Source organism: Sphingomonas sp. UNC305MFCol5.2 (assembly GCF_000712135.1).
Classification (GTDB): Bacteria; Pseudomonadota; Alphaproteobacteria; order Sphingomonadales; family Sphingomonadaceae; genus Sphingomonas.
In genome coordinates this window covers 319134-332960 of record NZ_JOOE01000001.1, presented here as the reverse complement: position 1 = coordinate 332960, position 13827 = coordinate 319134, and the positions used below count along the sequence as shown (strand labels likewise).

Below are 13827 nucleotides of genomic sequence, written 5' to 3'. Positions count from 1 at the left end.
ATTTCGCCCGCTGGGATTAGCAAGCGGGATCTCCGCCGCTCTTTGAACCGACTCATTTTGCGAAGCTCCAGGACGGATCGGCATTTGGCTCTTCCCCTCCCTTGCAGGGAGGGGAGTCAGTTTGTTGAATGTCGATGCGTCCTAGCCGAGCACCCGCGCCAGCGCGACGAACTCTTCGACCGTCACCGTCTCGGCGCGGCGGCTCGAATCCACGCCCAGCTGCTCCATCGCCTCGATCGCGCGAGGCACGCCCTTGAGGCTCTGGCGGAGCATTTTCCGGCGCTGCCCGAACGCGGCGGCAGTCAGCTTTTCGAGCGTCTTCAATTGCACACCCTCGGGCGCCGGTGCGGCGACGATATGGACTACGGCCGACATTACCTTGGGCGGGGGCGTGAATGCCGATCGGTGGACGGTCATCGCGATCCGCGGCGTCGAGCGCCACTGCGCCAGCACTGCGAGCCGGCCATAAGCCTCTGAACCCGCGGGGGCGACGATCCGCTCGGCGACTTCCTTTTGGAACATCAGCGTCAGGCTCGCCCACCACGGCTCCCACGCCGCCGATAGCCAGCCCACCAGCAACGCCGTGCCGACATTGTAGGGCAGATTGGCCACGACATGCGGCTTGCCCACGAATAGCGCCGGTGCATCGACCTCGAGCGCGTCGCCTTCGATCACCTTCAGCCTGCCGGGAAAGTACTCGCCCAGTTCGGCTAGAGCAGGAATGCACCGCCGGTCGCGTTCGACTGCAGTGACCGAGGCGCCGGCCTCCAGCAGCGCGCGGGTCAGCCCGCCGGGGCCGGGGCCGACTTCGAAGACCTCGGCACCGGCCAGATCGCCCGGCACCCTGGCGATGCGGGCGAGCAATTGGTGGTCGAACAGGAAATTCTGCCCCAGCGCCTTGCTCGCGCTGAGACCGTGCCTGCGGATGACCTCACGAAGCGGCGGCAGCTCGGTCACTGGGCGGGCGCGGTCGCTTCCACCCGACGCTCGGCCTGCGCGGAGGCCATGCGGATCGCGGCGATCATCGCCCCGGGATTGGCTTCGTCACGCCCGGCGATGCCGAAAGCGGTGCCGTGATCGGGCGAGGTGCGGACGATCGGCAAGCCCAGCGTGGTGTTCACGCCATCGTCGAAATGGAGCGTCTTGATCGGGATCAGCGCCTGATCGTGATAGAGGCAGAGCGCCGCATCATAGCCGGCGCGGGCGCGGGCATGGAACATGGTGTCGGCGGCGAACGGCCCGACTGCGTCGATCCCTTCGGCGCGCAACTGCTCGATGGCGGGCGCGAGGATATCGATTTCCTCCCGGCCGATCGCGCCGCCCTCGCCGGCGTGCGGATTGAGCCCGGCAAAGGCAAGGCGGGGCCGGTCGATACCGAAATTGCGGTGAAGCCCGCGCGCGGTAACCCGCGCCTTGGCCAGCACCAGCTCGATCGAAATGAGATGCGGTACATCGGCCAGCGGCACATGGACGGTGATCGGCACCACTCGCAGCGTCGGCCCGGCCAGCATCATCACCGTATTGTCGCCGGCGACGCCGCAGCGTTCGGCGACGAACTCGGTTTGCCCGGGATAGGTGAAACCGATGCGATAGAGCAGCGCCTTGGAGACCGGACCGGTGACCAACGCGCTCGCCGCGCCCGAACGCGTCAGCCCGCAGGCCATTTCGAGCGATTGCAGGGCGCAACGCGCGCCATCCACGTCGGGAGTCCCGGGCGTGACGTCGCCCGCATCGCCTACCGAGACGATCGGAAGCGCATCCGCAAAGGCGGCTTCCGCTTCGGCAGGATCGCTGATCAGGGCGATGGGACCGTCCCACACCTTTTGGACTGCGCGGGGATCGCCGACCGCGAAGAAGGGCGCGAGCGAATGCAGTTCGCGCGCATTCCACGCCTTGGCGGTGATCTCCGGGCCGATTCCGGCGGAATCGCCCATGGCGATGGCGAGCGGGGTGGTCATCCGCTCGCCGCGCACCTCAGCGATATTCGACCAGCGCGTCGCGGCGCAGGTCGCGCATCATGCGCTGGGCGCGCAGGTTGGTGCGTTGTTCCTCGATCTGGTTCTGGACCTGCTCGACCGATGGCTCATACGCTTCCTTGGGGTCGTCGCGACCGCACAAAACGAGCACCCGGACGCCGTCTTCGACCGATCCGAACGGCTGAGTCACCTGACCGACCTGGAGTGGCAGGATCATGTTCTGGAGCGCGGGCGGCAGTTCCTTGATCGCGATGCCGTCGCGATCGACGACTTCCGCGCTCTGTGCCTGGGCGACATTGGCGACGTCGCCGCATCCCTTGATCGCGCGCGTCGCGGTGGCGAACTCGCCGGCTCGCGCCGTGGCGGCCGCTTCCGTGGTGCCCTTGGGGAAGGTGATCGCGATCTGGCGCAGGCTCAGCTTGGCGTCCTTGGGATCCGCAGTCAGCACCTTGCGCTTCTCGGCGAGGTACAGGATCGAGAAGCCGGTGGGCAGCTGGATCGGGCCGGCGACTTGGCCGGGCTGCATTTCCTGCGCGGCGCCGGCAAGCTGGTCCGGAAGCATCGCCGGACGCACCCAGCCGAGATCGCCGCCGACCGACTTGGTCGACGCCTCCGAATAGGTCTTGGCGAGATAGTCGAACGGAGCGCCTTCGCGCATCTGCTGGATCATCTTCTGCATGCTCGCATGAACTTCCTGCGCGCGATCCGGCGTGGCGTTCATGTAGATTTCGTAGACGTGATATTCGTCGCTGCCCTTGGCCGCCTTCATGCGATCGATCATCGCCTTCACTTCGGCCTCGCCGACGTTGATGTTGACGCGGCGGCGCAGCAGGCGGTTCCAGGCGATGTCAGCCTCGATCTGGCGGCGGATGGTGCGCTCGGACGCGCCGATTTCCTTCAGCCATGCGCGCATCTGCTCGGGCGTCTTCTGGAAATTCTTCGAAACCCGAGCGAAACTCTGCTCGATCTCCTTCGGATCGACAGTGATCTCGTTGGCCTTGGCCTCCTGGACCTGGAGCGTCTCGTCGATCAGCTGGCGCAGCATCTGAAGCTTCAGCTGGTCGCGCTCCTCGGGCTTCAGGTTGAGCTTGCTGATGCCGATGACCATCGCCATGCGCTGATCGACGTCGGTGCCGGTGATCACCGTGTCGTTGACGATCGCAGTGGGCTTGCGGATGTTGGGATCGCTCTTGCCGAAGAGCTGGAAGTTCGCCGGAAGATCAAGCCCGGTAGTCGGCACCTGCTGATCGGGAACGGTCTGCGCGATCGCAATCGATGCGACACCGGCCAGGCCGAACGCCAAAATAGTCTTGCGGCCGAAGCGAGCCGCCTTTGCAACACCCATGTTCACGTGGAGCCGTACCCTCATCCATCCCGGGGAGATCGTGGCGCATACTCGCCAATTGTGCCTGAACCAAGGCTTGACGGGATTCGGATCACGCCCCGTCGGGCGACACGCTAGCGCCCCAGATTCTTGAATGCCAGCGACAAAAGATAGCTGTTGCCTCGCCGGGCGTCCCCGGTCGTCTCATAATCGCGCTTCCAGGTGACGCCGAGACGAAGGCAGTCATCCTCATAGGTGATCCCGAGCCTGTGGCGTACGGGATCGAAACCGTCGGCCTGCGAAAGAATGTCCTCGTCGCGATTGGTAAGGTCGACGAGGAGAGCGCCCGACACCGACCAGAAGCGGGCGATCTGGACCCGCCCGCCGATCCGGGCCTCCTCGCGATCCTGCAGATCCTCGAGCCTGGCGTCGATATTGCGATTGAGGCGGAGATACCCGACCTGGAAATAAGTGCTTCTCGAGCCGACGGTCGCGTCGATCTCGTTGCGCCGAACGGCGAAGGTGTCCTTGTCGATCCGGTAGCGGTGCGTGAAGCTCACGAAATCGCGGAAGCGGACCACGGTGCGCCCGACGATGTCGGATACGCGGTCGGTCAGACCGGTACCGTCGGGGAAGATCGTCGGCCGCGAGGTGAGGCGGTAGCTTTGCCCCACATTCGCATCGACGCTGAACCCGGGCAGATACAGCGAATAGTCGACGCCCCAGGTGAAGCGGGTCGAATCCTCGAACCGGTCATAACCGGGGAAGCGATTGAGCGCGAAAAGGTTGGAATCCTCGAGGTCGACCGCACGCGCATCCTCGTTGGGGACGGCGAGGTTTTCGAGCTTGGGCGCGGCGACGATCTGGATCCGCGGCGTGATTTTCTGGGTGCCGCCGAGGAACTCGCCGACGAACGGCCATTTGACGTCCACAGCGGCCGCCGCGATGCCCCGGAAGTGGAAGCCTTCTCCGCCGCGATAGCTGGGGACGAGCGTCGATAGCGTGTCGTCGGTGTTATAGGCGTCTACCCGGCCATAAGCAGTGAAGGTGACTTCCTGGCCCCAGTTGGTGAGCTTGCGCAGGTCCCAGCGGGCGCTGGCGAAGGCGCGCTGCGAATCCTGGCCGTCCGAACGCCCGATCGCCAGCGTGTTGAGCTGGAACTCCAAGCGCCCGCCGAGCAGGCCCTCGTCCATTCGCCGGCGATAGTCGAGCTCGGGCAACACGAAGGGCTGGAGGCCCTGCCGCTCGCCGACGCGCAGCGTCTGCACCGCCCAGGCATTGATCGAGAAATAGCTGTCCGGATCGATGCGCTCGACCCGCACATTGTTGCGCAGCCGATCGTCGCGCGAGATGTCGTAGCGGCGGAGGAAGGTGCGATCGGTGGTGAGGCGAATCGAGGCGCTGGCGCTCCATTCAGGCGAGAACTGGAACCGGCCCGCCGCGTCGAGATAGCCGCGAAAATTATTGCTCGACGTGGCGGGCGTAGTCGGCACCGTGAGGTCGTCGGCGCGGCGGCTGTAGGTGCCGTACCCGGTCACGCGATAGGCGCCGAAGCTCTCGACCGCGCGATACTCGCCCTGCAGCATCGGCAGTGCTTCGGTGAACACGCGCGGCGTGATCGTCAGGTCGCGGTTCGGCGCGAGGCTGAAGAAATAGGGAAGGGCGATCTGAAAGCCGTTGGTGCGATCCAGTCGCACGTCGGGCGTCAGGAAGCCATCGTCGCTGGTGCCGCCCGCCGGATGCGAGAAGACGGGAAGCGGGATCGAGGCGAAGCCGAACACCGAGATCCGCGCGCCGGTATAGCGGATGCGCTTCTTGGTCGGATCATAGACCACGCGCCGGGCGGTGATCTTCCACGAGGGCTCTTTGGGGCAACCTTCCGAATCGGTCACCGCGCACGGCGTATAGGCCGCATTCTCGACCGTGATGACGCCATTGTCCCGATGCCCGCGCTGGGCGGCGATCCGGCCGCCCGCCTCGAGCACGACGAGCATGTTCTCGACTGCGCCGTCCTTGAGCGTGTCCGTCAGCTCGATATGGTCGCCATAAGCGGCGTCGCCCTCGGGATTGACGATGACGATGTTGCCCTCGGCGACGACCTTTCCGGTCTTGCGGTTCCAGACGATCTTGTCGGCGCGGAGGCGATCGCTGCGACGGTACAGCCGGACGTCGCCGCTCGCGGTGACGACGTCGTTCTCATAGTCATAGTCGAGCTGGTCGGCGTTGAACTGGACTTCGTCGGGGTTGGTCGAGGTCGCCTCTGTTGAGGGCGGCGGCACCTCGACGGGGCGGTCCTGCAGGTTCGCGGCGGGTATTTCGACGGTTTGCGGAGAGACGGGCTGGCTCGCGGACGCCTCGCGCGGGTCGGCAGTCTCCTGCGCCCGCGCCTGCGCCGCGAGGCACAGGCCGAGCGCGGCCGAGAGCAGCAGTGCCTTGCGCGAAACGACCATTCCCACCTTTATCTTCACTCCCGGGCACACGGCACCGCCCGCCCTATCGCAGCGGTTGCGGCATCGCAACGTCACGTGCGTTGGCCCGAACGCGCGGAACCGCTAACAGGAGCCATGCAAGTCGACTTCTATCATCTCACCAGATTGCCTCTCGAACGGGCATTGCCGCAGATCGCCGAGAAGGTGCTCGCCACCGGCGGACGGCTGGTAATCGTGGCGGGAGAAGAAGGCCGGCGTGCCCAACTCGATCAGTTGCTGTGGAATTATGCCGCGGAGAGCTTCCTGCCGCACGGCCAGGCCGGTGGCGAAGACGATGCGCGCCAGCCGGTGCTCATCGCCGCGAATCCCGAAGCGGCGAACGGCGCCCGCAACATCGCGCTGGCGGACGGCATCTGGCGCGAGGAAGCACTGGGCTTCGACCGCGCCTTCCATTTCTTCGACGAGGAGCGGATCGCCGAGGCGCGGGCGGCGTGGAAGGGGCTGGCCGATCGCGACGGCGTTGAACGAAATTATTGGAAGCAGAACGACGCAGGGCGCTGGGAGAAAGCCGCCTGAGCCCGCGAAAGGTTAGTAAAGGTTAGGCGATCGACATGTTCTTCGCATGTGCGACCACGGTCAAAGAGCGGCGCCCCGTGCCGGGCGCGAGCCGACTTCAGCAGACGAAATCCTACATTGCAAGTCGGCCTCGGCTTGCATCCGCGGCGCCCGGGGACTAGGGAGCCGCGACTTTTCCACAACCCAAATACAGGAGCCGCACGGCCATGGCCGCGACCCGGACCTTTTCGATCATCAAGCCCGATGCCACCCGCCGCAACCTGACCGGTGCGGTCACCAAGATGCTCGAGGAAGCCGGCCTGCGCGTCGTCGCTTCGAAGCGCATCCAGATGAGCCGCGAGCAGGCCGAGGGCTTTTACGGCGTCCACCGCGAGCGCCCCTTCTTCAACGATCTGGTCGAGTTCATGATCTCGGGCCCGGTCGTGGTGCAGGTGCTCGAAGGCGAGAACGCCGTGCAGCGCAACCGCGACGTCATGGGCGCCACCAACCCCGCCAATGCCGATGCCGGCACGATCCGCAAGGAACTGGCGGAATCGATCGAGGCGAACTCGGTGCACGGTTCGGATTCGGAAGAGAATGCGGCGATCGAGATCGCCTTCTTCTTCAAGCCCGAAGAGATCGTCGGCTGATTTGCCGCCGCTCTTCGGAGCGGTCGCGAGATAGGAGCGCCGGTGGGGCCATAGGCCTCGCCGGCGTTTCTGCGTTCGCAGAACCCAATTTCGTCTTCCCGGCGAAAGCCGGGATCCAGAGCCACGAGCGACGCTGCAGAGAAACTCTGGGCCGCGGCTTTCGCCGGGGTCACGGAGGGGGCTTTTTCTAGAGCAGGAAATCGGAGCCGTAGAAGTTGAACTCGCCATTCACCTGGAGCTGGAAATCGGCGACACCGTCCCCGTCGGCGTCCGCGAAGATGAAGGTATGGCCGCCTACCTTCTCGTAGCGCAGCTGCCCAGCGGTGCCGGTGAAGGCGTTCGCGCCGAGGAAAGTGAAATTCTGGTTGCCGGCAAGGAGCAGGTCGGCGTCGATATTCGTCACCGAGATGCGATCGCCCTGGCCCCGGCTGAAGTCGAAGATCATGTCCGGGCTGCCCACGCTCGAATCGGCGAGCGCGTCGAAGCGGAACACGTCGCTGCCGGCGCCGCCGAGGAACTGGTCCACTCCGGCGCCGCCGACCAGCGTGTCACTGCCGGCGCCGCCGTCGAGCAGGTCCGCCCCGTCGAGCCCGAACAACGTGTCGCCGCCTTCGCGGCCGGCGATCGTGTCCGCATTCGTCGTGCCGGTGATCGTGTTGCTGGAGGGGGTGCCGGTGAAGCTCGATTCGGCCGCGGCGTTGGACACCGTCACGGCGAGCGTCTGCGTGACGATGTTGGTGCCGTCGGTGGCGCGCACGACGACGTCATAGACATTGTTGCCGCCGGCATCGGCCGGCGCCTCGTAATCGGGCACGGCGCGGAAGGACAATAATCCGTTCCAGGGATTGATCATGAACAATGCGGCGTCGGCGCCGCCGGCGATCGCATAAGGCGTGTTGACGAGAGCCTCCGGATCGACTGCGGCGATCGTCGCGACGACCAGGCTGTTCTCGGAGATCGTCACCGATGCCGAAGCCGCTCCGCCGAACGAAGTGAAGCTCGGCGCTTCGTTGGCGTTGTAGACTCGCACGGTCAGCGCCTGTTCGTCGCTGTCCACACCGTTGCTGGCGGCAACGACGACTTCGTAGCGATTGTCCCCGTCCGCATCGGCGGGCGCCTCGTAATCGGGATCCGCATTCCAGGCGAAGCGGAGCACGCCCGAGACCGCATCGATCTCGAAGCGAGCGGCATCCGCGCCGCCGACGATCGAATAGGCGATGCCCGAACCCGCATCGCCGGTCGCTTCGACGCGCGTCAGATAGCCGATCTGATTCTCGGTCCAGACGAGATTGGCGGCATCGGCTCCGTTTTCGGAAGTGATCGTCACGGTCTCGTCCATGGCGAGCGTGCTGACCCCCGCCAGCTCCGGCATGTCTTGTTCCGGACGGGAGGCCATCTTGCCGCCGTTGACGGCGTCGTGCCTGAGAAACGCCTTCAGTCCAGCTGCAGGCATCGTCGAAGCGAACCAGTCATACGTGACCATGATCACACTCTCCCTTGCAATCGAAGAGACGCATGCTCACGAAAACTTGTTGCCGATTTATGAACTGGCACAAGATCGATCATCTGGTTTTCTTTGTGGCGCGTAGGACGGTAGCCAATATTCAAGATCTCGTCATTCGCAGCCAAGTGTAATGGTCGCGGATCAGCTCCGGGGAAGCGTGATCGTGGCGGTCAGGCCGCCGTCGACGCGATTGGCCAAGGTGATATCGCCGCCAGCGTCGGCGACGATCGCACGAGCGAGGGCGAGGCCGAGGCCGATGCCGCCGGTGTCGCGGTTGCGCGAAGTCTCCAGACGTGTGAACGGATCGAAAACCGCGGCCAGCTTGTCGGCCGGAATTCCGGGCCCCCGATCCGCCACCTCGATTGCCACCGTCTGTTCGCCCGGCAACAGCCTCACCCGCGTGCCGCCGCCATATTTCACCGCGTTCTCGATCAGGTTGCGCACCGCGCGGCGCATCAGCGTAGGGCGCAGGTGCATCTTGAGACGCGGCGCTTCCTCGAACTCGACCTCGTGATCGAGCTCGCGGAAATCGTCGACCACCGCATCGATCAGCGCCGAGAGATCGACATCGACGGGCGGCTCGCTCGGACGGCCGAGGCGCGCGAGCGACAGGATGTCGTCGAGCGTCCGGTTCATCTCGTCGATCGTGTCGGCCATGCGATTTCGGTCGTCGTCGTCCTCGACCGATTCGATGCGGACGCGAAGCGCCGCGAGCGGCGTACGCAGATCGTGACCAATCGCGCCGAGCATGCGATCCTTTTCGTCGAGCATCGCATTCACACGCAGGCTGAGGACGTTGTAGGCGGCGATCACTGCGCGGACGTCGCTGGGGCCGCGCTCCTCGAGGGGAGCGGCACCGTCGCCGGGGCGGAAATCCTGTGCGGCGCCGGCGAGCGACCGCAACGGCTTGGAGATGCGGCGCACGATCCACATCACCGGGAGCAGGATGATCGCATAGAGGATCAGAGTCTGGAACAGCAGGGCCGCGATCAGCCGGCGGTCGGCGCGCGACCAGGGGGCGTTGATAGTGAGCCAGCCCTTTCCGGGCTGCTCGATGGCGATGACGAGCACGGTTCCGCCGCGCACGCGCCCGCGATTCTCCTCGGGCGTGGCCGGACGGAGGCCGGTGTCGATCCTGCCGAAGGGAATGCCGACCTCGCTCAGCTGGCGGCGCAGTTCCTCGGCGACTTCGTCACGCCGCTCCAGTCCGGGCGAAACGGGGTCGGCGGCGACGCGGCGCACGCGACCGCGATCCGGGGAGAGCGGGCGGCCGGACGTCCTCTCGCGCTCGAGCGAGTCGACGATGCGGGTGATCGCCGGGCGCGTCGCCTGGGCGAGGCGGAACTGCGTACGATCGCGCAAGGCGATTGCGAGGTTGATTGCCTGGGCGGTGAACAATGCGACGGCGATCAGCAGCGCCATCTGCCCGGCGAGGCTCTTGGGGAGGAGGCGTTTCATGACCCCCATTCGCAAAGCCAATTTCCCCTCCCTGCAAGGGAGGGGCTGGTGGGTGCGCGCGTCTGCGCGCCCAAAAGACTCACTCGCCGCGCAGCAAGTGCGCCGGCCGGGGCATCGAGCCCCGGCCGGCGCATGACCCACCCCTTGATCCCCTCCCTTGCAGGGAGGGGAGAAAGAAGAGCGCTTCTCAAAGCCGCGTCACTTCGGCGGCGAGGGTGTAGCCGCCGCCCCAGACCGTCTTGATGAGGCTCGGATTCCTCGGATCAGGCTCGATCTTCTTGCGCAGGCGGCTGACCTGATTGTCGATCGCGCGGTCGAAAGCGGCCGCTTCGCGGCCCTGGGTCAGATCGAGCAGCTGGTCACGGGTGAGGACCTGGCGCGGGCGCGTGACCAGCGCGTGGAGCAGGTTGTACTCACCGGTGGAGAGCGGGACCGACACGCCCTCGCGATCGACCAGCGCGCGTTCGCCGGTCCTGAGCACCCAGCCTGCGAAGGCGAAGCTGCCCGTCTCCGGGGCATGCTGCCTGGCACCGCCGGCGGTCCATCGGCGGAGCACGACCTTGATTCGCGCGGCGAGCTCACGCGGAGAGAAGGGCTTCACGACATAATCGTCGGCGCCCATTTCGAGTCCGACGATGCGATCGGTCTCTTCGCTGCGCGCGGTGAGCAGGATGACGGGAGTCTCGCTGGTCTCGCGGATATGGCGGCACAGGCTCAGGCCGTCCTCGCCGGGCATCATGATGTCGAGGATGACGAGATCGATCGCATAAGCCGACATCCGCGCGCGTGCGCCCTCGGCGTCGCCCGCCTGCGTGACGCGAAACCCCTGTTTGGTGAGGTATTGCGCGAGCGGCTCGCGGATCGACCGTTCGTCGTCGACGAGGAGGAGATGAGAGGCTTCGGACATGATGCGACCGTAACAACTCCAGGGACGAAAAGAAGTGCCGGGCGGCGAGAGGAGGGATGCCGCCCGGCCAGGCAGGAGTCAGTTGGCGTCGGGCGCGGCGCCGCCGCGGCGCTCCATCATGCCGCGCATCCGCGCGCGTGCGGCATCGCTTTCGGCCTTGTCGATCTTGCCGTCGCCATTCGTGTCGAGACGGTCGAAGCGCCTGGCGGCCTGTGCCTGCTGCTCGGCGAGCGAGATGGCGCCATCGCCATCGGTATCGGCACGGCCCATCATCCGGCCGCCGCGGCCTTCGCCGCCGCCGGGGCGCTCGTCCTTGCTGATCTTGCCGTCCTTGTTGGTGTCGAGCTTCGCGAAGCGGGCGTCGGTGTCGGCGAGCAGCTCGGCCTTGGTGACGACACCGTCATTATTGACGTCGGCCTTGCCGAAGAAGTCGCCGCGCATCGGGCGATCCTGGGGAGCGGCGGGGACGGGGGTTTCTTGCGCCGCATAAGCGGCGCCGGCGAGCAGCGAGGCGCCGAGCAGGGCGGCGAGGGTCTTCTTCATGACGAAACTCCAGCATGAGAGCGGCCTCTGCCGCGACTGGCATGTCTTTTGGTGGACGGCTGTCGCAGGGGTTTGTCACGGCGGAGAGAAGTTGTCGCAAATTGTCGCCGGAGCTGTCGATGGCGCGCCAGGTTTGCCAAATCTGTTCCCCGGCCTTCGCCGGGGAACAATGGGCCTCAGCCAAAAATGGCTACGCGTTCTCGTTGTGGCTCAGCCAAAAATGGCGACGCCCTGCATCGCTTCGGCCACCGGCTCGCCGGCGGCGTTCCAGATCGCCATGCGCTGGCTCGAATAGCCGTGATGCGCGGTATCCGCCCGGGCGTGGAGCAGCCACCAGCCGTCCTGCGTGGCGGGCTCCGGAGTCAGGAAGTTGATCTGCCAATTGAGCGAGCTGAGCGGAGTCTGGCGCTCGGAAGCGAGCTTGAACGCGCCGGGAGGCAAGGCGTCGCCGATCGCCATCAGCTCGACCATCGGGTGCAAGCCTTCATGGGCGCGGAGGCGGGCCCAGCGGAGCCATTCGGCGGAACCGAGATCGTGCTTCGGGTCCCATAGATTGAAGTTGCCGGTGAAGAAGGTCTCGGGCCCGGTATGGAGTTCGGCGTCGGGTGCGGGCGGAGCGACCGGGCCGCGCGGCGCTTCGTCATGCGCGATCGCCGAGGGGAGCTCGGCCATGAACACGTAGATTGCGCGCAGCCCGAGCCCTGCCTCGGACGTCACGTCGGACTGAATGAAAGCGGCGTTGCGGCCGCGGCGGAGCTTGGTCGCAGTGACGGTCACGGCGCCGGCCAGCGGGCCGATGAACGCGACCTGCGCCGAGCGGAGCGGCGGCAGATCGGGCTCGTGATCGAGCGCGGCCTGCAGCGCGAGCGCGGCCGAGAGGCCGCCGAACGCCGTGCGGCCCTGCATCCAGTCGGTGGGGATCGTGGTGCGGAATCCGGTGTCGGCACGCTCGGCGGCGGCGAGGATGTCGGCGATCGGGGTCATGCGTATTTGTCGCGCAGCGCGCGCTTGAGGACCTTGCCGATCGCGTTGCGCGGCAGTTCGTCGACGCGGCGCAGATCGGTGAGGCGCTGGGTCTTGCCGAGCTTCGTATTGCACCAGGCGAGGATCTCCGCGGGCTCGCCGCTGCCGACATAGAAGCCGACCGGAGTTTCGCCCCATTGCTCGGAAGGCATGCCGACCACGGTGCAATCCGATACGTCTGGATGCTGCGCCAGCACCGCCTCGAGGTCCGAGGGATAGACGTTGAATCCGCCCGAAATGATCAGATCCTTCTTGCGATCGAGCAGGATCAGGAACCCGTCCTCGTCGAAGCGGCCGATATCGCCGTGGCGAATGAAGCGGTTGCCGGATTCGTCGTACCAGGTCGTGGCATGGGTGGCGTCGGCGCGGCCGTGATAGCCGGTCATCATCGCGCCCGAGCGGCCGACGACTTCGCCCGTCTCGCCCGGCGGCACTTCGCGGCCTTCGTCGTCGATCAGGCGGATGTCGTGGCCTTCGATCGGTTTGCCGACGGTGTGGAGCTTGTCGGGATGTGCGTTGCAGACGAGGATCGTGGTGCCGCCACCCTCGGTCATGCCGTAATATTCGACGAGCAGACCAGGCCAGCGTGCCAGCACGTCCGCCTTGAGCGCGGCGGAGAAGGGCGCGCTGGTGCAGGTCTTGAGCGTGAAGCTGGAGAGGTCGAAGCGGTCGAACTCGGGATCGGCCATGATCCGTTGATACTGGACGGGGACCAGCATGGTGACGCTGCCGCGATGCTTCTCGGCGAGCGTCAGATAGTCGCGCGCATCGAACCTCGCCATCAGCACTACCGTGCCGCCCCAGCCGAGCGTGGGGAGGAAGCTGACCAAAGTCGTGTTCGAATAAAGCGGAGTGGCGACCATCGTCACGGCTTCGTCGAAACCGGGAGGCGCGCGGCTGATATGGACCCAGCGCATCGCATGCGGCTGGACGATTCCCTTGGGCGTTCCGGTGGTGCCGGAGGAATAGATGATGTTGAACGGGTCTTCGGGGGTGACGATCGCCGGGGCGGGGGTGCCGTCGCCGAGCCAGCCGTCGAGGTTTTCGAGAGCGACCTTGCGGACGGGAAGGTCGATGTCGTGCGCGGCGTCGTGGAACAGGATCGGCGCGCCGCAATCCGCGACCATCGCCGCGAGCTGGTCGGGCGTCGCGGAGGGGGCGAGCGGCGCCGCGACACAGCCGGCCCGCAGTGCGCCGAGGAAGACGAGGCCGTATTCCAGTGAATTGGGCCCGAGGATCGCGACCGCCTGGCCCGCCTCTACCCCATCGCGCTGGAGCGAGAAGGCGATCCGGTCCATCATGCGGTCGAGCGCCGCATAGGTGACGATGCGGCCGCCGAAGATGAGCGCGGGCTTGTCGCCGCGCTCGCGCCCATGCGCGCGGATGAGATCGGGCAGCGGCGCGAAGTCGCTCGCGAGCATCGTCCCGGCGGTTGGTTCCATGTCCCCCATATGCCCC

At 66.1% G+C, this 13827-nt stretch carries 12 protein-coding genes; 2 read left to right on the top strand and 10 right to left on the bottom strand.

Annotation, left to right across the window (positions count from 1 at the left end; translation table 11 throughout):
* Positions 1 to 141: 141 nt before the first annotated feature.
* The 4 genes from rsmA to BR78_RS0101635 all read right to left on the bottom strand — a co-directional run bounded on the left by rsmA (position 142) and on the right by BR78_RS0101635 (position 5750).
* Positions 142 to 957, bottom strand: coding sequence for a 16S rRNA (adenine(1518)-N(6)/adenine(1519)-N(6))-dimethyltransferase RsmA (rsmA, locus tag BR78_RS0101650; protein ID WP_029934443.1), 816 nt, complete (start codon positions 955 to 957; stop codon positions 142 to 144).
* Entirely contained in the window at positions 954 to 1958 is a 1005-nt protein-coding gene (gene pdxA, locus BR78_RS0101645) for a 4-hydroxythreonine-4-phosphate dehydrogenase PdxA (RefSeq protein WP_029724180.1), read from the bottom strand. The genes rsmA and pdxA overlap by 4 nt, the downstream gene beginning before the upstream one ends.
* Positions 1959 to 1974: 16 nt before the next feature.
* Positions 1975 to 3279, bottom strand: coding sequence for a peptidylprolyl isomerase (locus BR78_RS0101640; protein ID WP_231478070.1), 1305 nt, complete (start codon positions 3277 to 3279; stop codon positions 1975 to 1977).
* A 155-nt stretch (positions 3280 to 3434) separates the two neighbouring features.
* Positions 3435 to 5750: an LPS-assembly protein LptD gene (locus BR78_RS0101635; RefSeq protein ID WP_029934440.1), complete on the bottom strand. Its 2316-nt coding sequence runs from the start codon at positions 5748 to 5750 to the stop codon at positions 3435 to 3437.
* Between the two features lie 114 nt (positions 5751 to 5864).
* Here BR78_RS0101635 and BR78_RS0101630 point away from each other — a divergent pair, with 114 nt between their 5' ends.
* Together BR78_RS0101630 and ndk are read left to right on the top strand one after the other, a co-directional pair.
* Positions 5865 to 6305 (top strand): DNA polymerase III subunit chi, encoded by a 441-nt coding sequence (locus BR78_RS0101630; RefSeq protein WP_029724183.1) that lies wholly within the window; start codon positions 5865 to 5867, stop codon positions 6303 to 6305.
* 206 nt (positions 6306 to 6511) lie between these two features.
* Positions 6512 to 6934, top strand: a complete 423-nt coding sequence (gene ndk, locus BR78_RS0101625; RefSeq protein ID WP_029724184.1) for a nucleoside-diphosphate kinase — start codon at positions 6512 to 6514, stop codon at positions 6932 to 6934.
* A gap of 187 nt (positions 6935 to 7121) precedes the next feature.
* On the opposite strand, the gene BR78_RS20750 is transcribed toward ndk, so the two are convergent.
* The 6 genes from BR78_RS20750 to BR78_RS0101595 form a co-directional block, all read right to left on the bottom strand.
* Positions 7122 to 8417: a M10 family metallopeptidase C-terminal domain-containing protein gene (locus BR78_RS20750; RefSeq protein ID WP_051683145.1), complete on the bottom strand. Its 1296-nt coding sequence runs from the start codon at positions 8415 to 8417 to the stop codon at positions 7122 to 7124.
* A 162-nt stretch (positions 8418 to 8579) separates the two neighbouring features.
* Positions 8580 to 9896, bottom strand: a complete 1317-nt coding sequence (locus BR78_RS0101615) for a sensor histidine kinase (RefSeq protein ID WP_029934438.1) — start codon at positions 9894 to 9896, stop codon at positions 8580 to 8582.
* Between the two features lie 187 nt (positions 9897 to 10083).
* Positions 10084 to 10803: a response regulator gene (locus BR78_RS0101610; protein WP_029724187.1), complete on the bottom strand. Its 720-nt coding sequence runs from the start codon at positions 10801 to 10803 to the stop codon at positions 10084 to 10086.
* A gap of 78 nt (positions 10804 to 10881) precedes the next feature.
* On the bottom strand, positions 10882 to 11346 hold the full coding sequence (locus BR78_RS0101605; RefSeq protein ID WP_051683144.1) for an EF-hand domain-containing protein: 465 nt from the start codon (positions 11344 to 11346) through the stop codon (positions 10882 to 10884).
* A gap of 210 nt (positions 11347 to 11556) precedes the next feature.
* Positions 11557 to 12330 (bottom strand): thioesterase family protein, encoded by a 774-nt coding sequence (locus BR78_RS0101600; RefSeq protein ID WP_029934436.1) that lies wholly within the window; start codon positions 12328 to 12330, stop codon positions 11557 to 11559.
* A complete protein-coding gene (locus tag BR78_RS0101595; protein WP_051683143.1) occupies positions 12327 to 13811 on the bottom strand; it encodes a class I adenylate-forming enzyme family protein in 1485 nt (494 codons plus the stop codon). The genes BR78_RS0101600 and BR78_RS0101595 overlap by 4 nt, the downstream gene beginning before the upstream one ends.
* Positions 13812 to 13827: the final 16 nt, after the last annotated feature.